We start from the raw sequence: 20,929 nt of genomic DNA on the forward strand, positions 1-20,929 counted from the left end.
AGGAGAATTTTATGTTTGAAATATCATTTATAATAAATCATTCTAATATTGAGGATATTCTTGAAAAGTTAGAAGAGATAGGATTAAGTTCAACTTATTACGAAACTCCATTCCAGGTTACAATTGATAACAATGGTTATGGATATTATGAAAAGGAAGATGAGGATGTTCTTTTAAAGGTATATCCTGACTGTGAAAGTGAAGATGAATGTTTAAAAGTTATAGATAGAATTAAGAATACATTAAAGTTAGATGAAGATATTAATTTATCTGAAATAAATGAGGGAAATTGGCAAGAACCCTTCGAACCTGTAGATTTAAAAAATGGATGGGTTATAGGTGAGCCGTCTCTTACATTAGAAAACTATAAGAAAATAAATTTTGAGCCTCAGGGTTCCTTTGGCACAGGATTACATGAAACTACTCAAGATATGCTTAGATTTATATTGGATTTAGATTTTAGTGATAAAAAAGTATTAGATCTAGGTGCTGGTTCAGGAATTCTTGGGATTGGAGCTGCGCTAAAAAATGCAGCTAAAGTAGTTGCATTAGATATTAGAGATGTGACAATGGAGGTTATGCATAATGCAGCATTAAACAACCTAACTAACGTAGAAGTATTAATAAAAGATGTTACAAAAGAAAAATTAGAGGTAAAAGAGAAATATGATGTTGTTTTTATAAACATAGGAGGGGAAGAAACCCTAGCTTCAATGGAACTAATTAATTCTGTAATAGAGTCTAATGGTATATTATTAGTATCTGGATTAGTAGAATGGAGTTATGAGGAAGTATTTAAACAAATAGAAGTTCAAGGGTATTCTTTAGTTAAAAAGACAAAAAGTAATGAATGGGTAACTTTATTTCTTCAAAGATCAATATAATTAAGGGGAGTTTTTATAATGAGTAGCAAGATATTTTATTTTTCGTCTACAGGTAATTCTTTATATGTTTCAAAAGAGATAGAAAATAGTTTGGAGAATTGCGAGCTTATTTCAATTCCGAAAGCTTTAAAAGAAGGTAAACTTGAATATGAAGCTGATGTGATAGGATTTGTATTTCCGCTTCATAGTTTTTCACTACCAATTTTAGTTAGAGAATTTATATCTAAAATAGTTATTAAGAATAATCCATATATATTTGCAGTGCAGGTAACTGGAGGAGGGCATTCAGACAACTCCTTTGCAGAAATAAATGAATTTTTAAAAGCTAGAAATAGAATAAATAATCATGCTGAAGTAAAATACATTTCAAATTATACAAGAATGGGATTAAATCCAACAGAAGAAAGAACAATTAAAGCAATTGAAGCAAATGAGGAACTATTAAGTAACTTTATAGTATCCTTAAAGAACAGAGAAATTAAGAATAAGGATTTTAAGAAAGGCTTTAGCAATTTAATGAATAAGGCCTGGAGAGAGTTATATAAAAATAAGGACAAAAGCTTTAATGTAAATGATAGTTGTATTAATTGTAGTATATGTGAAAGAATTTGCCCAACAGATAATATCAAAATGGTGAATGAAAGACCAACCTGGAATGGTAAGTGTGTGGATTGCATGGCTTGTATAAATGCATGTCCTAAAAAAGCAATTAATCTAGGGAAGTCAACAATAAGTAAAAATAGGTATAGAAATCCATATATAAAAATAGAAGAGTTAATTTAAATAAACATTTAGAGGGAGTTTTAGTTTATGAAGGAACTAAATAACGAGGAAGTATTAAAAATCATTGAAAAACATAAAAAATACTTTAGAACTGGTGAAACAAGAAATATAGATTTTAGATTAAGTAAATTAAATGAACTTAAAAAAGTTATTAAGGAAAATGAAAGTTTAATTCTAGAAGCATTAAAAAAGGATTTAAATAAATCAGAATTTGATGGTTATGCTTCAGAAATAGGATACTTATATGATAGTATTAAATATTTTACTAAGAACCTAAGGAAGTTAGCTAAAGTGAAGAAGGTTAAAACTCCGTTAGTTCATTTTGGTTCAAAAAGCTATGTATATTCAGAACCTTATGGAGTAGTCTTAATTATTGGGCCATTTAATTATCCTTTTCAACTAATATTTGAACCTTTAATTGGAGCTATAATTGCTGGAAACTGTGCAGTCATTAAGCCTTCAGAATTTACTCCAAATGTAACCAAGGTAGTAGAGAAAGTTATAAAAGAAACCTTTGAAGAGGAGTATGTCAGCGTTGTGCAAGGAGCAAGAGAAACTACATCAGCTTTAATTAATTCACCATTTGACTATATTTTCTTTACTGGAAGTGTTCCAGTTGGAAAGATAGTTATGGAAGCAGCTGCTAAAAATCTTGTGCCAGTAACTTTGGAATTAGGAGGAAAAAGTCCTTGTATAGTAGATAAGGAAGTAGATCTACATATAGCAGCTCAGAGAATTGTTTGGGGAAAGTTTATGAATGCAGGGCAGACTTGTGTAGCTCCTGATTATTTATTAGTCCATAAACAAATAAAAGCTAAGCTTATTGATAAAATATTAGAGCAGATAGAATTATTTTATGGAATAGAGATAAAAACAAGTAATGACTTTGGGAGAATAGTTAATGAACGACAGTTTGATAGGCTTGTAGAGCTTATTGATGAAAAGAAAGTTGTGTTTGGAGGAAGAACACATAAAGATACTCTTTATATAGAACCAACTATTATGGATAATGTTACACTAGAGGATAAGGTAATGGAAGATGAAATCTTTGGACCTATACTACCTATATTAGAATATAACGATCTTGAAGAAGTAATAGATATGGTAAATTCTAAACCTAAGCCTCTAGCATTATACTTGTTTACTGAAAATAAAGAAGTAGAGAGTAAGGTTATTGAGAATGTTTCTTATGGTGGTGGGTGTATTAATGATACGATGACACATTTAGTTACGCCTTACCTGCCTTTTGGTGGTGTTGGTAATTCAGGTATGGGATCATACCATGGTGTTAAGAGTTTTGAGACTTTTTCACATAAAAAAAGTGTTCTAAAGAAAAGTACAAAGATAAATATGAAATTTATTTTTCCTCCATATACAAAGGAAAAAGTAAGTTTATTAAGAAAAGTAATGAAGTAAATAAGGTAGGGAATATTCAATATGAATATTCCCTACCTTATTACATAATTGATATTTACATAATGAAAACTATATTATAGTATGAATTTAAAGATAATGATAATTAAGATCAACTAAGGAGGCGCAATAAATGAGTGAAATAGCAAAAAGATTAAATCAATGTAGGAAACCTACTGGAGAATTGGGAAAATTTGTGGTTGATGATATGAATCAAAATCATTATGAATTAACAGGCTGGGGATTAGATAAACTTTCAATAAAAGAAGAGGATATTATTTTAGATATTGGCTGTGGTGGAGGAAGAACAGTTAATAGATTAGCTAGTTTATCTAAGAATGGAAAGGTATTTGGAATTGATTATTCTCTAGATTGTGTTAGATGGGCAAATGAATTTAACAAGGAACTTATTGATGAGGGAAGAGTATATATATCTAACGCTAGTGTTAAAAAATTGCCATTTGATAATGAAAAGTTTGATATTATTACAGCAGTTGAGACTATATATTTCTGGCCAGACTTTTTAGCAAATATAAAGGAAGTTCTTAGAGTTTTAAAAACAACTGGGAAATTCCTGATTATAAATGAAGTGTATTCAAGTGAGAGGTTCAAGGAGAGGAATGATGAGTTTTTAGCAACTGGAAAGATGAAAATTTACTCTCCAGAAGAATTAAAAGATTTATTAATGAAGGCTGGATATAACAATATATCTATTGATGTAATAGAAGAAAGAAATTGGCTAAGGGCAGTGGCAGAAAAATAGTGAATTAAGAAGATGTAGTAAATAAATAGTATTACTACATCTTTTTAATTTATTTATAAAGACAAGAAATAAAACAAGAAAAACAAACTTATCTTCAGAAAGGTACCTATATTTTGTTGTCATGGGATATATTTGAATTACATGTGAATAGTGTTAAAAAGGTCTTCCTTAAAAAATCTATATTGTTGATAATATACAAAATAATGTAAAAAAGATAAGGCGATTTATTAATTATACTAAGTAAAACAATAATTTATATAGCAAAGAATTTAGTTATAAGTCACATCTAAAAAAACAAGTTTTTTAAAGTTAACACTTATAATGAAGAGGTGAAATATTTATACAAAGAGGTGAAATATATGTTCCATGAAAAGCTAGAAAAATTTCCTAAAGATTTTCTTTGGGGTTCAGCATCAGCAGCATATCAAGTAGAAGGTGCATGGGAAGAGGATGGAAAAGGTCTTTCAATATGGGATGAATATGTAAAGATTCCAGGAACAACATTTGAAGGTACTGATGGCAGTGTGGCAGTAGATCATTATCACAGATTTAAAGAAGATGTAAAATTAATGTCTGAGATGGGATTAAAAGCATACCGTTTCTCAATTGCTTGGGCACGTATTTATCCAGAAGGAAGAGGACAAGTAAATGAATTAGGTTTGAAATTTTATGATGACTTAATTAATGAATTGATAAAATACAACATAGAACCAGTAATTACTGCATATCATTGGGATTTACCTAAAGCACTTCAAGATTTATATGGAGGCTGGGAATCAAGAGAGGTAATAGATGACTTTAATAATTATTGTGTAACATTATTTAAAAGATACGGAGACAGAGTTAAGTATTGGGTTACACTAAATGAACAAAATGTGTTTATTGGATTAGGCTATAGTACAGCTTTACACCCACCAGGTGTAAAGGATACAAAGAGAATGCTTCATGCCAATCATATAGCAAGTTTAGCTAATGCTAAAGCAATACAATCTTTTAGAGAAATCGTTAAAGATGGTAAAATAGGACCAAGCTTTGCTTATGGACCAGTATATCCATTAGATTGTTCTCCAGAGAATATGTTAGCTTTCGAAAATGCATTAGAGCATAACAATCATTGGTGGATGGACGTTTATGCATGGGGAAAATATCCAAAGATTATGTTCAATGAATTAAAGAGAAGAGGGGTAGCTCCTGAAATTCAGCCTGGAGATTTAGAATTATTAAAGGCTGGAAAGCCTGACTTTATGGGAGTAAATTATTATCAATCTGGAGTAGTTGCATCAAACCCACTAGATGGAGTTGGTGAAGGTAAGATGAATACTACAGGCAAAAAAGGTAGTTCAAGCGAAAGCGGAATACCAGGATTATTTAAGAATGTACAGAATCCATATCTTAAGACTACTGATTGGGATTGGACCATTGATCCAACAGGCTTAAGGGTTGCACTTAGAAGAATAACTAATAGGTATGATCTGCCAGTTCTAATAACTGAAAATGGTTTAGGTGCATATGATACTTTAGAAGAAAATGATGTTATAAAAGATGAATATAGAATAGATTATTTAAGAGCTCATGTTGAAGCTTGTAAAGAAGCTGTAACTGATGGAGTAGATCTAATTGGTTACTGTACTTGGTCATTTACAGACTTATTAAGCTGGTTAAACGGATATCAAAAGAGATATGGTTTCGTATATGTAAACAGAGATGAGCATAGCGAAAAGGATTTAAGAAGAATAAAGAAAGATAGTTTCTATTGGTATAAGAAAGTTATAGAAACAAACGGAGAAGAATTCTAAAAACTACAAAAATTAGCTAGGGACGGTTAACAATAATAGACATAATGTGCAAGCATTATTGTGAAAAGTTGTTAACCGTCCCAAATTTGATGATAAAAACACAATAAAATTCTTAACAATTACTTATTTTTTTATTTTAGTATAGTAATAGGAATGTTAATTTGATAAATTAGTAATATAGAATAAAAATTTATCGAAAATGTGCAGGGAGAGGGTAATTTGAATTTTATTGAAAAGAATTTAACCAGTAACACATTTAAAAGAGTTATGGCACTTTTGTTTTTAGGTTTAATATTATTTTTATTTAGAGATTTTATGTCTTTGATATTTTTAACGTTAATTGAAACTATAGTTGTTTTAGATATATCAAAGCTTATTCATAAAAAGTTAGGGTTCAAAAAGGTATTAAGTAAAAAGATTACGAATATTATTTCATTCTTTTTGGTACTTTTAGGTATAGTTGGTTTCCTATTGTTTTTCATTCCAGACATAGTAAATCAAGTTAATCTAATAATAACCCAGTTTAAGGATTTTGATTTTTCAACCCTTACATCTCTTTTAGAAAAATATAATATTAACATAGATCAAGAAACAATTATGAAAGGTGTTTCAAGTATCAATGGTCTCACATTTAAAACATTTAACTATGTTAAATCTACAGGCGTTAACATAGGACTATCATTTTTATTAACATTTATGTACATACTTGAAGAAGATAAGCTTAGAAGATTCTTTACTAGATTTGAAAAAGGAAGAAGTAAATTTTTATATACCTACTATAAAAATCTTGCAAAGAAATTTATGAAGTCTTTTGTAGTTGTAATTGAGATGCAGCTAGTTATATCTTTTATAAACTCTGCATTATCATGTATAGTACTTAGTTTATTAGGATTCAACAATGTTTTTATTTTAGGCTTAATGATGTTTATGTTAGGATTAATACCAGTACTTGGAGTAATAATTTCATTTATTCCCCTTGGAATATGCGCATTCCAAGTTGGTGGAATTTCAAAAGTTATTTCAGTTTTAGTAATGATAATTGCTCTACACATGTTAGAAAGTTACATTTTGAATCCAAAGATTATGTCTACAGCTGTAAACTTACCTATATTTATTACATTTGCTGTTTTGATTTTATCAGAGCATTTTATAGGTCCATGGGGAATGATAATAGGTATTCCTATATTTGTATTCTTAATTGAATTGGTAAGTGGAGAAGATAGTGAAATAAGTATTTAGATAATGAGTTGGTATTTTCAGTGTTTTATAACTGAATACCAACTTTTTTATTTTATAAATTTGGGTATAAGAGCATTCTTTTATATTTCAATATATTTCAAATTATGGTATAATATATTCCATTATTAAGTGGAAGGGGAATAAAAATGAAGTGTTATATTTATTTAACAGCGGGCTCATATAACAATGAAAAACCTGAGATTTCATTAGATGTATATTCTGTTAGAAGAGATGGAGATTATCTTATGATAGAGGATACAAATGGATATAATCATATAGTAAATATGATTGAAGTTTTTGCGGTTACTTATAAATAATTCCAAGTTTCTTAGAAAGGTAAAACACCATGGAAAAAGTTGATATGTATACAGTTTATGAGAATTGGAAACGTGGATTAGATAGATTTAGATGGCAGTTGATTTCAACCCCCTTTGCATCTTCAAAGGAGTTTGTAGAGGAACTTGATTTATCTGAATCTATAATGAAAAAAAGTATGTCAAAGATTATTCCAACATCAATTTTAGAATTAATAAAAGAACAAAAAGAAAATCAAGTTTTATTGATAGATTTAAAGGGTGAAGATAACTTAGATTTAGCATTAGAGTTAAATGTAAACTTTGGAATCACGCCAGTTTTAGTATTTGCACATATATTTCATAAGAAGGCTATAGTCGGTTCTAAAGAATTGCTTATTAAGCTTATAAAATATTCTTATGATATAAAAAACATAGAAAATAAATATGCATTATTACTTGATTACAATAGATTTAGTGATAAAGAATTTCCTAAAAGGGAGTATTTTAACAATCAATATAGATTAACTGAAGAAGAAATGCCGTATTCAGAAGATCTTAATCAGTGGGGAATTGATGAGGTGATTATTGTCTCAGAGAGTCCAATGAAGATTGACTTAAAAGAATATGTTGAGTATTTAGAAAATAATAATATTAAAGTAAAAGTAAATTTAATTAATTAAATAGAGGAGATAATATGGACAAGACATGGAAAAAGAAAGCTTTATCGCTAGCTTTAATGACTACCGTTACAGTAGGAGCGCCTACAGTACTATTAGGGTGTGAGAGTACTCCAAAAGTTAATGAAGTAGCAACAGAGGATAATCAAGATGATGCTTATCATGGAACTGGACAAGAACCATTTATGTTCCCAGAAACAGACAAAAGTAAATCAGCTTTAAGAGAAGATGAGATAGTATCTCATTACACCTATGTAAACTATAGAAGTATCGGATGGACTGCTTGGCAAGGGGCAAAGGATAACACTAATATTACTTCTTCAGAAGAGGGGAAAAGTAAAGGTTATTCCTCATTTATAAGATCAAGTGCTGGAGCTTAGGATAAGGGAAGGATAATTATATGTATAAGAATTATTGGGATAAACTCCTTTTTGAATATAAGCTTATACATTCAAAAAGAATAAAGAACATATATTCAGATGTTCCATATTTTATGGAGAAAGAAATTTATGGCGAATTTATTAATACTGCCAAAATTATTAATAATATAGCAGTTAAAATACAAAATGGAATAAATTCAGAGTTTCAAGATTTTAAAAGTTATATACCCCCCTTTAAATATATTAATGAAATATTGTCATTGAGACGAGAAGGCATTCCAATATTCTGGAGCAGATTTGATGGCTTTATTAGGGAAGATAATGAGGAGAAGAAAGTATTTTATAGCGAACTAAATTATGATAAACCTTGTGCTCAAAGAGAATGCATGGTAGCAGAGGAAACATTAAAGGGTTATGGAAATATAAATGAAGGGTTTTTAGAGAAATTCATAAATAATTTTTACAAGATAAAAGATAAGTATTATAAAAGCTCGAGGATTAAAGTGGCATTACTTGTGGATCCGACTCATTATGAGGAAACACATTTAGCCATGCTTTTTATTGAGAAATTAAGAAATCAAGATATTGAACTAATATTAAGCTCAGCAGAAAACATATATGTAGATAATGCAGAAGTGTTTTGTTTTCAAGAAAAAATCGATATTATTTTAAGATTATATCCAACAGAATATTTATACGAAATTCCAGACTTCTTAGATATTTTAAAATTATTTGATCAAGGAAAGATATTGATTTTAAATGATCCTAGAGTAATTATTGCTCAATGCAAAAATCTTTATACATATCTTTGGGTTTTAGTTGAAAACAAGGATACAAGGCTTAATGATAGAGAAAGAAAGGCTGTAATAGACTCTTTGCCTTATACAGAAATTTTAACTGATAAAAATTTAACTCAAGCCTTAAAAAACAAGAACAATTACGTAATTAAGCCTGTTTATGGAAGATATAGTGATGATGTGTTTATAGGAAAGCTATATAGTGATGAAGAATGGAAAGAGGCTATTAATTATATTAAAACTTCTAAAATTGAAAAACCATATATTATACAAGAATTTATAAAGCAGAAGCAGGAAACAACATATTATTATGATGGAGAATTCAGAATTCCAAAGGATGGATACGGAAACTTTGGGATATATTTTTCTTTAGATGAAGTGATTGGTACATGCGTAAGGTGGAATCCAGACTATCTTACAAATGATGAGTATACCTGGTTTACACCAATTGGAATTGAAGAAAATAAGTTTAGCTTAACTCCAGAATATTTTAAGTTTAAAGAAATAGATTCAAGAATAGTAGTAGAAGGAGAATTTTCAGGCTTAAATATATGGAATAAGGAATATATTAATACTTCCATTGGAGTGTTAGATGAAAATAAATTAAACGAACTCAAATATGCTACAGAGGAACTTTCTAAAATATTTGTTAAAACAAGAGATTATATTAAGCAGAATATTGATGTCTTAAAAGATATATTAAGTATTGATGGGTTAGAAGAAGTAATTAAGAAAGATAAATGTGAAGAACTTACATTTCTAGGAAGAATGGACTGGGCTCTAGATATTTACAACAATTGGAGACTTCTAGAATTTAATGCAGAGACCCCAGCAGGGGTTGCTGAAGCAATTTTTGTTGAAGAGATATTGTTTGATGAAATAGAAAAAAGAACTTCAAATCTAGAAGGCGTAAGAAGAATAAATGAAAATTTGAAAGAGATGATATTGCAAGAGGGAAAGAAAATAATTGACAGTTATAACTTAAATAATCCTACAATAGGGTTTATTTCTTTAACCTATTATGAAGATTGGGTAAATACAAATGCTATATATAAAATATTTAAAGAAAAATATAATTGTATTTATGGAAATATTGAAGACATAGAAGTAAGAACTGATGGTCTTTATATATATAATGAAAAGATTGATGTTGTATTTAGGTATTATCCACTCGACTGGATGAAGGATGAGGAAGATATTGAATATAGTAAGTTGTTAGAAATAGCATCTGAAAAAGTATTTTTCTTAAATCCTGCAAATACAATAATAACGCAATCAAAAGCATTATTCCCAATTATATTTGAACTTATAAAAAATAAGTTTTATACAAGTAGGGAAGAGGAGATTATTAGGAAGTATATTCCACATACAACCTTTGATATTGAAGAATTAGTGAGCAATGATTTTTTCATAAAGCCTTTGCTCGGAAGAGAAGGAACTAAAGTTGTTCCAAGCTATAAGCTTAAGGAAATTCCTGATGAAGATATTGTGTTTCAACAAAGCGTATTAATGAAGACTTGTGGAGATAAAAAATATGTGATATTTGGAACATATGTTACTGGAAGTAGTTTTGCTGGCATTTATACTAGATTAGGTGAGGAAGTAACGACAAAAGAATGCTCTTACATTCCATTAACGACAAAGGTATTATAAGACATAAATTAAGACCCTATAATAAGGAGTAAAGAAGGGGTAGTATGAGAAAGAAAGTAAAAAGAATTGCAAAGCAAAGAAAACAAAACAGAATAAATTCGCACTCAACTTTTAATAGCTATAACAGAAATAGATTAGCAAATAGTAATAGCATTTATAGATCAAAGAGGCCTTCATCAAAAGAAATATTTTCTACACTTGCCATGGTTTTAGGTGTGTCAGTGGTAATAGTAGGAATAATAGTATTTGTTTCACTTAAACTTACTAAAAGTAAGCCTGATACAATTAGCATATTTAGTGGAAAAGCTTATTTATCATCTTTAAATATAAATTCTAGTTCAAAATACGATGATGTGTTATATGAAACTGATAATCTTCACAGCTTTGATGGTGTAGTACTAGGTGAAAGTGAATATAACGGGGAAAAGAGATTTAGATTTTGCGTAGATAAGAATGGAATTACTTCATATGATACTGAAATTACTGAAGCCCAAGGTCAATTACTTGAATCTCCAACATATAAAGGGGTAGGCAAAGTTGAGGTTTATAAAAGAACTTATACAAATTCAAATGGAGAAGCAAAAGATACGTTCTACTATAAAATATATTGTGATCAATCAGAAGTTAAACAGATTAGTTTAGATAGTTAAAATATAGGGTTTTAAGTTCAACTAATAACTTATTTATGTGAGAATAAGTAAGGTTTCCTATAAAAAAACCTATCAGTTAACAACAAAGGCAAGTATGCTGTCTTTGTTGTTAATTTTTTTGCTTAAAAGATATAAGGAATTTGTAGGAATATATAGAAATAAAGTAATATTTGTAAGGTATTGAATTTTAGTGTAAAGTGTTCGATAATTAATATATAGAAATAAGTGTGCATTATTTTTATTAGTAATGGAGGGGGAAAAATGAAGAAAATAAGTAGTAGAATAACAGCATTAATTGTAATCATAGTTCTTGGAACAGGCTTGTCAATTGGCGGATTTTCTGTATACGTTGTCAATTCTGTAAAAAGTGACATTTTAAAGCAACAGAAAGAGCAAATGCTAAGTAGCTATGATTTAACGATTAAAAATCAGGTAGAATCAGCAATTTCAGTTTTAGATGGTTTAAATAGTAAATATAAAAAGGGAGAAATTACTTTAAGTGAAGCTCAAAAGCAAGGTGCAGATTTGCTTAGAAATATGAAGTATGGAAAAGAAGGATATTTTTGGGCAGATACTTTAGATGGAACTAATGTAGTTCTTTTAGGAAAGGATACTGAAGGAAAGAACAGATTAGATTCCAAAGATACTAAAGGAAATTCTTACATGAAAGACATAATTGCTAATGGTCAAAAACCAGAAGGTGGTTATACAGAATATTATTTTCCTAAAGCAGGAGAAACTGAAAGTTTGCCAAAAAGAGCTTATAGTAAATATTATGAGCCTTTTGGATGGGTTATTGGGACAGGTAATTACATAGATACTATAGATAAAACTATAGCGGATCAAGAGAATGCAGCAAATTCTGATGTATACAGTAGATCAATGATATTAGTTGTTATTGCACTAGCAGCTATTGTTGTAGCAATATTATTAGGAGCATACATAGGAAAGAAAATATCTAAACCAATTTTAAGGATTACTGAATTAATAAACAAGACATCTGCATTGGATTTAAAATATGATTCTAGCTTTGAAGAGATTAAAAAATATAAAGATGAAATGGGAACTATAGCTAATGCTGTAGTAAACCTTAGAGCTGAACTTAGAAATATTATTACAGAGTTAGCTACATCATCAGAAAGTATTCTTGTAAATTCAGACATATCTTCAGATGGAGCTCAAGGATTAGCACAAAATACAGAGGCTATATCTCAAACTATGGATGAAATTGCAAAAGGCTCTGTTGAGCAAGCTGAAAATTATCAAGAGATAGTAGCAGCCTTCCAAAGCTTTACTGAAAAAATAACTAACGTTACTAAGGGTTCAGAAGAACTTAAGAGAATATCTAACAATACCATAGAAGCAAATAGTAAAGGAAAAGGAAGTTTAGAAGTTCTAGTTAATAAGTTCCAGGAAAATAAAGCAGCGTTAAATGAAATTGGAGATAGTATAACTACTTTAAGAGAAAAATCAAATTCAATAGGAAACATCGTAGGTAAAATTGGAGAAATTGCAGAACAAACTAATCTACTTGCACTAAATGCGGCAATTGAAGCAGCTAGAGCAGGAGAACAAGGAAAAGGCTTTGCAGTAGTTGCTGAAGAAGTTAGAAAACTTTCAGAAGAAGTAAATAACGAGACTAAGGAAATTACAACAGTTATTAAAGAAATTCAAGATAAGATTAATATATCTCAAACCACTATGAATAGAGGAAGAGAAATAATTGAGGATGTTAGTGAGGCAGTTAAAGATACTACAGATGTATTCAATTTAATTGACGATGCTACAAATAATTCTTTAGACAAGATAAATTTACTATATAGTAATGTAGTAGATGTAGATAGAGACAAAACAAATGTTATGGATTCAATCCAATCAATTTCAGCTATATCTGAAGAGTCTGCTGCCGGACTAGAAGAAGTTTCAGCATCAATGGCTGAGCAAAATACAGTGGCAGAAAATACATTAATTTTAGCTGAACAGTTACAAGATATTTCTAAACAATTAGATGCTATTGTGAAAAAATTTAAGATTTAATATTAATTTGGTGGTGAAAGATTTATTTTAAAATTTATTTTAATAAAATCTTCACCACCACTTTACTTTTAAGCAAAAATATGATATTTTTACTTTAGACCCCCTGGGTAGGGGGGTGAGGAGGTAAATATGAAAGAAGAGATTTTCAAGATAGAAGGAATGACCTGTGCAGCATGTGTTAGAGCTGTAGAAAGAGCTACAAAAAAGCTTCAAGGTGTTGAAGAATCTTTTGTTAATCTTGCTACAGAAAAGTTAAATATAAAATTTAATGAAGAAGAGGTTACCACAGAGGATATAATTGCAGCAGTGGATAAAGCTGGGTATAAGGCAATACATGAGGAGAAAGAAGAACAGCTTATAACTTCTAAAATTTTCAAAATAGAAGGAATGACTTGTGCAGCTTGCGTTAGAGCTGTAGAGAGAGCGGTAAATAAAGTTGAAGGTGTAAATAGTGGGTCAGTCAATTTAGCAACTGAGAAGTTAACTATAGAATATGATTCTAGCAAAGTAAGAAGCATGAATATAGTGGCAGCTGTTGAAAAGGCAGGCTATAAGGCTAAAGAGGAAGAAGAAACTCAAGAAGAAACAGAAGATGTTAAGTTAAAAGAATCAAAGGCTTTATGGAAAAGATTTATTGTTTCAGCGATATTTACAGTACCTTTATTAATAATTGCTATGGGACATATGTTAGGATTTATGCTTCCAGGAATTATTGATGCAGAAATGAATCCTATGACTTTTGCATTAGTTCAATTAACATTGGTAATACCGGTAGTAGTTGCAGGAAAGAAATTTTATAAGGTTGGATTTAAATCATTATTTTCAGGAAATCCTAATATGGATTCATTAATTGCAATAGGAAGCGGAGCAGCTATTTTATATGGATTATTTGCAATATATCAGATTTCAATTGGAAACCATGAGTATACAATGGACTTATATTTTGAATCTGCAGCAACAATCCTTACACTTATAACACTCGGAAAATTCTTAGAGAGCAAAACAAAAGGAAGAACCTCAGAAGCTATTAAAAAATTAATGGGATTAGCTCCAAAAACTGCGACAATAATAAAAGATGGGAAAGAATTAATTATTCCTATAAAAGAAGTAATAGTTGGAGATATAATATTAGTTAAGCCAGGAGAAAAGCTTCCTGTAGATGGAGAAGTTATAGAAGGTAATACTTCAATAGATGAATCTATGCTTACAGGAGAAAGTATACCAGTTGAAAAAGTAATAGGTTCTAAAGTAATAGGCGCTTCAATAAATAAAAATGGATCCATTAAATATAAGGCTACAAGAGTTGGAAAAGATACAGCGTTAGCCCAAATAGTTAAGTTAGTTGAGGAAGCGCAAGGGTCTAAAGCTCCAATAGCAAAACTTGCTGATATAATATCTGGATATTTTGTACCTGTAGTTATGACGTTAGCAGTTTTATCTGCAGGAACATGGTTCCTTTTTGGTAAGGGAACAATATTCTCCCTAAGCATATTTATTTCAGTACTAGTAATAGCGTGTCCATGTGCATTAGGATTAGCAACACCTACAGCTATAATGGTTGGAACAGGAAAAGGGGCAGAAAATGGTGTGTTAATTAAAGGTGGAGAAGCATTAGAAACAACTCATAAGATTGAAACTATCGTATTTGATAAAACAGGAACTATTACAGAAGGTAAGCCTAAGGTAACAGATATAATTACAAAGAATTATGATGAAAGACAATTGCTTTTATATGCTGCTAGTGCTGAAAAAGCCTCAGAGCATCCTTTAGGAGAAGCTATAGTAGAAAAGGCTAAGGAAGAGAAGCTTGAGTTTGTTAAAGTAGATAATTTCAAAGCTATTTCTGGTAAAGGCATAGAAGCAGTTATAGAAGGCAAAAAATATTATTTAGGTAATCTTAAATTAATGGTAGAACAAGAAATTAGTCTAGAGGACTTAAAAGAGGCTTCTGACAATTTATCAAAAGAAGGAAAAACACCTATGTATATAGCTGAAAATGGACTACTAGTTGGAATTATCGCAGTGGCGGATACAATTAAAGCTAGTTCTAAGAAAGCTATAGAAACACTTCATAGCATGGGAATTCAGGTAGCTATGCTAACTGGAGATAATAAGAATACAGCAGAAGCAATTGCCAGAGAAGTTGGTATAGATAAAGTAATTGCTGAAGTTTTACCAGAAAATAAAGCAGAAGAAGTATGCAAACTTCAAAATGAAGGAAAGAAAGTTGCTATGGTTGGTGATGGAATAAATGATGCTCCAGCACTTGCAAAAGCAGATATTGGAATAGCTATTGGCTCAGGTACAGATGTTGCAATAGAATCTGCCGATATTGTATTAATGAGAAGTGACCTTATGGATGTACCAACTGCAATACAGTTAAGTAAGAAAACTATAAAGAATATAAAACAAAATCTATTTTGGGCTTTTGGGTATAATGTTTTAGGAATACCTGTTGCAATGGGAGTATGGTATGCATTAGGTGGTAAATTATTAAATCCAATGATTGCTGCATTAGCAATGAGTTTTAGTTCTGTTTCAGTGCTTTTAAATGCTTTAAGACTTAAGGGATTTAAGCCAGTTAAATAAAGTTAATATGTTTATAAAATTTATTATATAATAAAATTAAATAAAAATATTGGAGGGATAGATATGAAGAAAATAATAATAGAAGGCATGTCTTGCGAACATTGCAAAGCTAGAGTTGAAAAAAGCTTAATAGAATTAGATGGAATTACTGCTGCTATTGTTGATTTAGACACTAAAACAGCAACAATAGAAGGAGATGCATCAGAGGATGCTATTAGAGATGCCATTGATGATGCAGGATATGATGTAGTATCCATAAGTTAATATAATTATAAAGAAACCAGCCTTTGGCTGGTTTTTTTGTATAAATCAGAAAATAGAATAATAGTATTAAAAGTGGAGCAAAAAAATTAATTGGAGGAGAATTATGAATTTTTTATTTCTTACTGGGTTAGTTGGGATCATAGCTCTGATGTTTTCCTTTTTAACTGGAAGGTGGATAATAAAAAAACAAGTAACAAACCAAAAACTCAATGAAATATCTTCATATATAGAACAGGGGGCTATGGCTTTCCTGAGAAAAGAATATAGGTATTTGACAGTATTCATTGTGGTTGTATTTGTAACTATTTCTCTATTCTTAAGTATCAAAACAGCTATATGCTTTTTGATTGGTGCAATTTTCTCAATACTATCAGGATTTTTTGGAATGAAGGTAGCTGTTAAGGCTAATGTAAGAACAGCAGAGGGAGCAAAAGAAGGGATAAACAAGGCCTTATCTTTTGCATTTTCAGGAGGCTCTGTTATGGGGTTATCTGTTGTTGGATTAGGCATACTCGGTATAAGTATATTATCAATAATTTTTAATCTAAATAGTGAATATATAACAGGCTTTGGTTTAGGGGCTTCCTCTATTGCTTTATTTGCAAGGGTTGGAGGAGGAATTTATACTAAAGCAGCAGATGTTGGAGCGGATTTGGTTGGTAAGGTAGAAGCTGGTATTCCGGAAGATGATCCAAGAAATCCTGCAGTAATTGCTGATAATGTAGGGGACAATGTAGGAGATGTAGCCGGAATGGGGGCAGATTTATTTGAATCCTATGTTGGTTCAATAATTTCTGCTATAACCTTAGGTTTAACCTTAAAAATAACCAGTGGTAATGAAGAGGCCCTTTATCCTATTATGCTCTGTGGTGTTGGTGTACTTGCCTCTATAATTGGATCATTAACTATTAGATATAGTAAAGGGGATAATCCACAAAAGGTTTTAAATAGAGGAACATATATAGCTTCAGTGATTATAATAATTTTTGCAGTAGTATTAAGTAAGTATTTTCTTGGTGATTACAAAGGCTTTATTGCTGTATTATCAGGGCTTGTAGTTGGGATTGCTATAGGTAAAGTTACAGAAATTTATACTTCTTCGGATTATAAATCAGTAAAAGAAATTGCAAATGAATCTAAAACTGGAGCTGCCACAAATATTATTGCAGGCTTATCAGTTGGAATGAAATCTACAGTTATACCTATAATATTAATTTCTATAGGTATATTAGTTGCGTATTTTTCAATGGGTGGAAATACATCGCCAATGAACGGACTTTACGGAATAGCACTATCTGCTGTTGGAATGTTATCTAACACAGGAATTGTAGTAGCAGTAGATGCTTATGGCCCTATAGCTGATAATGCTGGAGGTATAGCTGAAATGGGAGCTATGGATAAAAGCGTTAGAAAAGTTACTGATAAATTAGACTCTGTTGGAAATACAACTGCAGCTATAGGTAAAGGGTTTGCCATAGGTTCAGCAGCTTTAACTGCCTTAGCATTATTTGCATCTTATGCAGAAACGGTTGATATTAAAGTAATAGATTTACTAAATCCATTAACTCTAGTGGGTCTACTTATTGGAGGAATGATTCCATTTCTATTTGCAGCTTTAACTATGGAAGCAGTAGGAAAGGCTGCAGTTAAAATGGTTGAGGAAGTAAGAAGACAATTTAGAGAAAAGCCAGGTATAATGGCGGGGACAGAGGAACCAGATTACTCAACTTGTGTTGAAATATCTACTGAAGCAGCTTTAAAGAAAATGATATTACCTGGTATATTAGCAATAGTTATACCTTTAGGCATAGGCATGCTATTAGGCAAAGATGCTCTGGCTGGATTATTATGCGGAGCAGTTTCTACAGGGGTTTTAGTTGCAATATTAATGGCAAATGCAGGTGGAGCCTGGGACAATGCTAAAAAGTATATTGAAGGTGGAGAATTAGGAGGAAAAGGCAGTGAATCTCATAAAGCTGCAGTAACAGGAGATACTGTAGGAGATCCATTTAAAGATACCTCTGGACCATCAATGAATATACTAATTAAATTAATGACTATTGTTTCATTGGTATTTGCACCACTAATAGCTGAATATGGCGGATTGCTTCTTAATTTATTTAAATAATTTTTGGGGACGGTTAACAACTAATTATACTTTCTAATGCTTTAATTATGACTTGTAATACAGGCATTAAAGCAAAAAGTTGTTAACCGTCCCCTTTATGATATATAATCAAATTAGAAAAATTTTCTTCTAAAGCTATTTAAGTTCGATTGAATTAAATATAAAGGTTAGGAAAAAATATAAAATAGATAAGTTTTAAGGAGGACAGTTATGGGAATAAAAGAAACAGTTTTAGGATTCATGAAAGAGCAAGCATATAGACCAATGGATCTCCAAGAATTGAGTGAAGTGTTTGATATAAAAAGAGATGAATATAAAGCTTTCAAAAAATGTATAAAGACCATGGAAAAAGAAGGACTTGTAATTAGAAATAAGAAGGATAAATTTGGTGTGCCTGATAGAATGGGCTTAGTTACAGGAAAACTTCAAGTTCACTCAAAGGGGTTTGGCTTCTTAATTCCTGATGAAGAAGGAAGAGCAGACGTATTTATACCAGCTAACAATATGAATGGAGCTTTAAACGGCGATAGAGTTATTGCAAAAATTCTAAAAGAAGATGTGGCTGGTAAAAAATGCGAAGGGGAAATTAGAGAAGTAATAGAAAGAGCTAATAAGAGTTTTGTTGGAGTATATGAAGACTCTAAAAACTTTGGTTTTGTAGTTCCAGAAGATAAAAGAATACAAAATGATGTATTTATAAGTAGAAAAGATACTAATGGAGCAACAACTGGAGACCTAGTAATAGTAGAAATAACAAAATGGGCAGATCAAAGAAGAAATCCTGAAGGTAAGATAGTTGAAATACTAGGTAAAAAAGGAGAAAAAGGCCTAGATATATTAACCATAATTAAAAAGTTTGGGTTACCAGAAGAATTCCCTGATAAAGTTATAAAGTTTGCAGAAGGAATTGATGTAGAGATAAAAGAAAAAGATATAGCTGGTAGAAGAGATTTAAGAAATATAAAGATGGTTACTATAGATGGTGAAGATGCAAAAGATTTAGATGATGCTGTATCAATAGAAAAACTTCCAGATGGAAACTATAAGCTAGGGGTACATATTGCGGATGTTACACATTATGTTAAAGAACAAAATCCATTAGATAAGGAAGCTTTAAAGAGAGCAACATCAGTATATCTTATTGATAGAGTAATACCAATGTTACCTAAGAAGTTATCAAATGGAATATGCTCTTTAAATCCACAGGTAGATAGATTAGCTTTAAGTTGCAATATGGTTATTAACTCAGAAGGTAAAGTTATAGATCATGAAATATACGAATCTGTAATAAAAACTACTGAAAGAATGACATATACAGATGTAACTAAGATACTTAGAGATAATGATAAAGACTTAATAGAAAGATATAGTAACCTACATGAGGACTTTAAAAATATGGAGGAACTATGTAACATACTTCATAATAAGAGAATTAAAAGAGGGGCTATAGACTTTGACTTTGAAGAATCAAAAATCATATTAGATGAAAAAGGTAAGCCAATTGATATAAAGCCATATGAAAGAGAAATAGCAAATAGAATTATTGAAGAATTTATGCTGGTTTGTAATGAAACCGTAGCTGAGTATATGTTCTGGACTAAACTACCATTTGTATATAGAATTCACGAAGATCCAGACTCAGAAAAATTAGAGAAGTTTAAAGAGTTTTTATACAATTTAGGATATCCAGTTAGATGGCCGCTTGAGATACACCCTAGAAATCTTCAAAATGTTTTAGAAGAATTTAAAGATAAGAAAGAAGAAACTGTAGTAAGTACACTTTTACTACGTTCTATGATGCAAGCTAGATATTCACCAGAATGTACAGGACACTTTGGCTTAGCAGCTAAGTATTATTGTCACTTTACATCACCAATTAGAAGATATCCTGACCTTCAAATTCACAGAATAATAAAAGAACACCTTCATGGAGGAATTGATGAAGGAAGAGCAACTAAGCTAGTTACTATAGTTGATTATGCAGCTAAGCAATCTTCAGAAATGGAGAGAGTAGCTCAAGAAGCAGAAAGAGAAGTAGATGACTTAAAGAAGGCTGAATACATGATGGATAGAATAGGTGAAGAATTTGACGGTATTATATCTTCTGTAACAAGCTTTGGTATATTTGTTGAATTACCTAATACTATTGAAGGTTTAGTTCATATAAGTGATTTAGATGATGATTATTATATATATGATGAAGATCATCTTTGCCTAATAGGTGAGAGAAAGAAGAATATGTATAAATTAGGTGATGAGGTTAAAGTAAGATGCGAGAAAGTAAATATACCAAATAGAGAAATATACTTTAAGCTCGTAAGTGATGAAGAACAAGAAGAGGAAACACCTAAACCAGAATCTATAGATAAGAACGGTTTAGAGGAATTTGCAGACACTAATGTTGAATGTAAAAGTGAAGAAGAAGTTTTTTAATTAAAGGTTTATTAATATAGAGAATTAGTTTAAGAGATTTTATTGATTAAACTAATTCTCTATTTTTGGTAGAATTAAAAAAATATAGTCATTATCATGAAAAAATTGTAATTTTATGAGATTTAATATATACTATTTAATAGGGAT

General features: G+C 30.4%; 16 protein-coding genes. All 16 read left to right on the top strand.

Features of this window, described 5'->3' with window-relative positions:
* Positions 1–11: 11 nt before the first annotated feature.
* The 16 genes from JK634_RS20145 to rnr all read left to right on the top strand — a co-directional run bounded on the left by JK634_RS20145 (position 12) and on the right by rnr (position 20,782).
* Positions 12–884, top strand: a complete 873-nt coding sequence (locus JK634_RS20145; RefSeq protein ID WP_202769555.1) for a 50S ribosomal protein L11 methyltransferase — start codon at positions 12–14, stop codon at positions 882–884.
* An 18-nt stretch (positions 885–902) separates the two neighbouring features.
* Positions 903–1,667 carry an EFR1 family ferrodoxin gene (locus tag JK634_RS20150; protein WP_202769556.1) on the top strand — a complete coding sequence of 255 codons (765 nt, stop codon included), beginning with the start codon at positions 903–905 and terminating at the stop codon, positions 1,665–1,667.
* A gap of 27 nt (positions 1,668–1,694) precedes the next feature.
* Entirely contained in the window at positions 1,695–3,083 is a 1,389-nt protein-coding gene (locus JK634_RS20155) for an aldehyde dehydrogenase (RefSeq protein WP_202769557.1), read from the top strand.
* 130 nt (positions 3,084–3,213) lie between these two features.
* Positions 3,214–3,843 carry a class I SAM-dependent methyltransferase gene (locus JK634_RS20160; protein ID WP_202769558.1) on the top strand — a complete coding sequence of 210 codons (630 nt, stop codon included), beginning with the start codon at positions 3,214–3,216 and terminating at the stop codon, positions 3,841–3,843.
* Positions 3,844–4,202: 359 nt separating this feature from the next.
* Positions 4,203–5,639: a glycoside hydrolase family 1 protein gene (locus tag JK634_RS20165; RefSeq protein ID WP_202769559.1), complete on the top strand. Its 1,437-nt coding sequence runs from the start codon at positions 4,203–4,205 to the stop codon at positions 5,637–5,639.
* Positions 5,640–5,858: 219 nt separating this feature from the next.
* The gene (locus tag JK634_RS20170) at positions 5,859–6,878 is read left to right on the top strand and encodes an AI-2E family transporter (RefSeq protein ID WP_202769560.1); all 1,020 of its coding nucleotides are present in this window, start codon (positions 5,859–5,861) and stop codon (positions 6,876–6,878) included.
* A 146-nt stretch (positions 6,879–7,024) separates the two neighbouring features.
* Positions 7,025–7,195 carry a hypothetical protein gene (locus JK634_RS20175; protein WP_202769561.1) on the top strand — a complete coding sequence of 57 codons (171 nt, stop codon included), beginning with the start codon at positions 7,025–7,027 and terminating at the stop codon, positions 7,193–7,195.
* 44 nt (positions 7,196–7,239) lie between these two features.
* Positions 7,240–7,854: a hypothetical protein gene (locus tag JK634_RS20180; RefSeq protein WP_202769562.1), complete on the top strand. Its 615-nt coding sequence runs from the start codon at positions 7,240–7,242 to the stop codon at positions 7,852–7,854.
* 14 nt (positions 7,855–7,868) lie between these two features.
* Complete coding sequence (locus tag JK634_RS20185; protein ID WP_202769563.1) at positions 7,869–8,231, top strand: hypothetical protein; 363 nt, start codon at positions 7,869–7,871, stop codon at positions 8,229–8,231.
* Positions 8,232–8,251: 20 nt separating this feature from the next.
* Positions 8,252–10,681 (top strand): glutathionylspermidine synthase family protein, encoded by a 2,430-nt coding sequence (locus tag JK634_RS20190; protein ID WP_202769564.1) that lies wholly within the window; start codon positions 8,252–8,254, stop codon positions 10,679–10,681.
* Positions 10,682–10,725: 44 nt separating this feature from the next.
* Entirely contained in the window at positions 10,726–11,331 is a 606-nt protein-coding gene (locus JK634_RS20195) for a hypothetical protein (protein ID WP_202769565.1), read from the top strand.
* A gap of 261 nt (positions 11,332–11,592) precedes the next feature.
* A complete protein-coding gene (locus JK634_RS20200; RefSeq protein ID WP_202769566.1) occupies positions 11,593–13,368 on the top strand; it encodes a methyl-accepting chemotaxis protein in 1,776 nt (591 codons plus the stop codon).
* A gap of 129 nt (positions 13,369–13,497) precedes the next feature.
* Positions 13,498–15,957, top strand: coding sequence for a heavy metal translocating P-type ATPase (locus JK634_RS20205; RefSeq protein ID WP_202769567.1), 2,460 nt, complete (start codon positions 13,498–13,500; stop codon positions 15,955–15,957).
* 63 nt (positions 15,958–16,020) lie between these two features.
* Positions 16,021–16,221: a heavy-metal-associated domain-containing protein gene (locus JK634_RS20210; protein ID WP_202769568.1), complete on the top strand. Its 201-nt coding sequence runs from the start codon at positions 16,021–16,023 to the stop codon at positions 16,219–16,221.
* A gap of 103 nt (positions 16,222–16,324) precedes the next feature.
* Complete coding sequence (locus tag JK634_RS20215; RefSeq protein ID WP_202769569.1) at positions 16,325–18,349, top strand: sodium-translocating pyrophosphatase; 2,025 nt, start codon at positions 16,325–16,327, stop codon at positions 18,347–18,349.
* 210 nt (positions 18,350–18,559) lie between these two features.
* Entirely contained in the window at positions 18,560–20,782 is a 2,223-nt protein-coding gene (rnr, locus tag JK634_RS20220; protein ID WP_202769570.1) for a ribonuclease R, read from the top strand.
* The last annotated feature ends 147 nt before the right edge of the window (positions 20,783–20,929 follow it).

The organism is Clostridium paridis, from assembly GCF_016765615.1.
In the GTDB taxonomy this organism is placed as follows: Bacteria; Bacillota; Clostridia; order Clostridiales; family Clostridiaceae; genus Clostridium_T; species Clostridium_T paridis.

Bases quoted from the DNA above. Each gene is read 5' to 3' on its own strand.
- JK634_RS20145 (WP_202769555.1), top strand. From the start codon at position 12: ATGTTTGAAATATCATTTATAATAAATCATTCTAATATTGAGGATATT.
- JK634_RS20150 (WP_202769556.1), top strand. From the start codon at position 903: ATGAGTAGCAAGATATTTTATTTTTCGTCTACAGGTAATTCTTTATAT.
- JK634_RS20155 (WP_202769557.1), top strand. From the start codon at position 1,695: ATGAAGGAACTAAATAACGAGGAAGTATTAAAAATCATTGAAAAACAT.
- JK634_RS20160 (WP_202769558.1), top strand. From the start codon at position 3,214: ATGAGTGAAATAGCAAAAAGATTAAATCAATGTAGGAAACCTACTGGA.
- JK634_RS20165 (WP_202769559.1), top strand. From the start codon at position 4,203: ATGTTCCATGAAAAGCTAGAAAAATTTCCTAAAGATTTTCTTTGGGGT.
- JK634_RS20175 (WP_202769561.1), top strand. From the start codon at position 7,025: ATGAAGTGTTATATTTATTTAACAGCGGGCTCATATAACAATGAAAAA.
- JK634_RS20180 (WP_202769562.1), top strand. From the start codon at position 7,240: ATGTATACAGTTTATGAGAATTGGAAACGTGGATTAGATAGATTTAGA.
- JK634_RS20185 (WP_202769563.1), top strand. From the start codon at position 7,869: ATGGACAAGACATGGAAAAAGAAAGCTTTATCGCTAGCTTTAATGACT.
- JK634_RS20190 (WP_202769564.1), top strand. From the start codon at position 8,252: ATGTATAAGAATTATTGGGATAAACTCCTTTTTGAATATAAGCTTATA.
- JK634_RS20195 (WP_202769565.1), top strand. From the start codon at position 10,726: ATGAGAAAGAAAGTAAAAAGAATTGCAAAGCAAAGAAAACAAAACAGA.
- JK634_RS20200 (WP_202769566.1), top strand. From the start codon at position 11,593: ATGAAGAAAATAAGTAGTAGAATAACAGCATTAATTGTAATCATAGTT.
- JK634_RS20205 (WP_202769567.1), top strand. From the start codon at position 13,498: ATGAAAGAAGAGATTTTCAAGATAGAAGGAATGACCTGTGCAGCATGT.
- JK634_RS20210 (WP_202769568.1), top strand. From the start codon at position 16,021: ATGAAGAAAATAATAATAGAAGGCATGTCTTGCGAACATTGCAAAGCT.
- JK634_RS20215 (WP_202769569.1), top strand. From the start codon at position 16,325: ATGAATTTTTTATTTCTTACTGGGTTAGTTGGGATCATAGCTCTGATG.
- rnr (WP_202769570.1), top strand. From the start codon at position 18,560: ATGGGAATAAAAGAAACAGTTTTAGGATTCATGAAAGAGCAAGCATAT.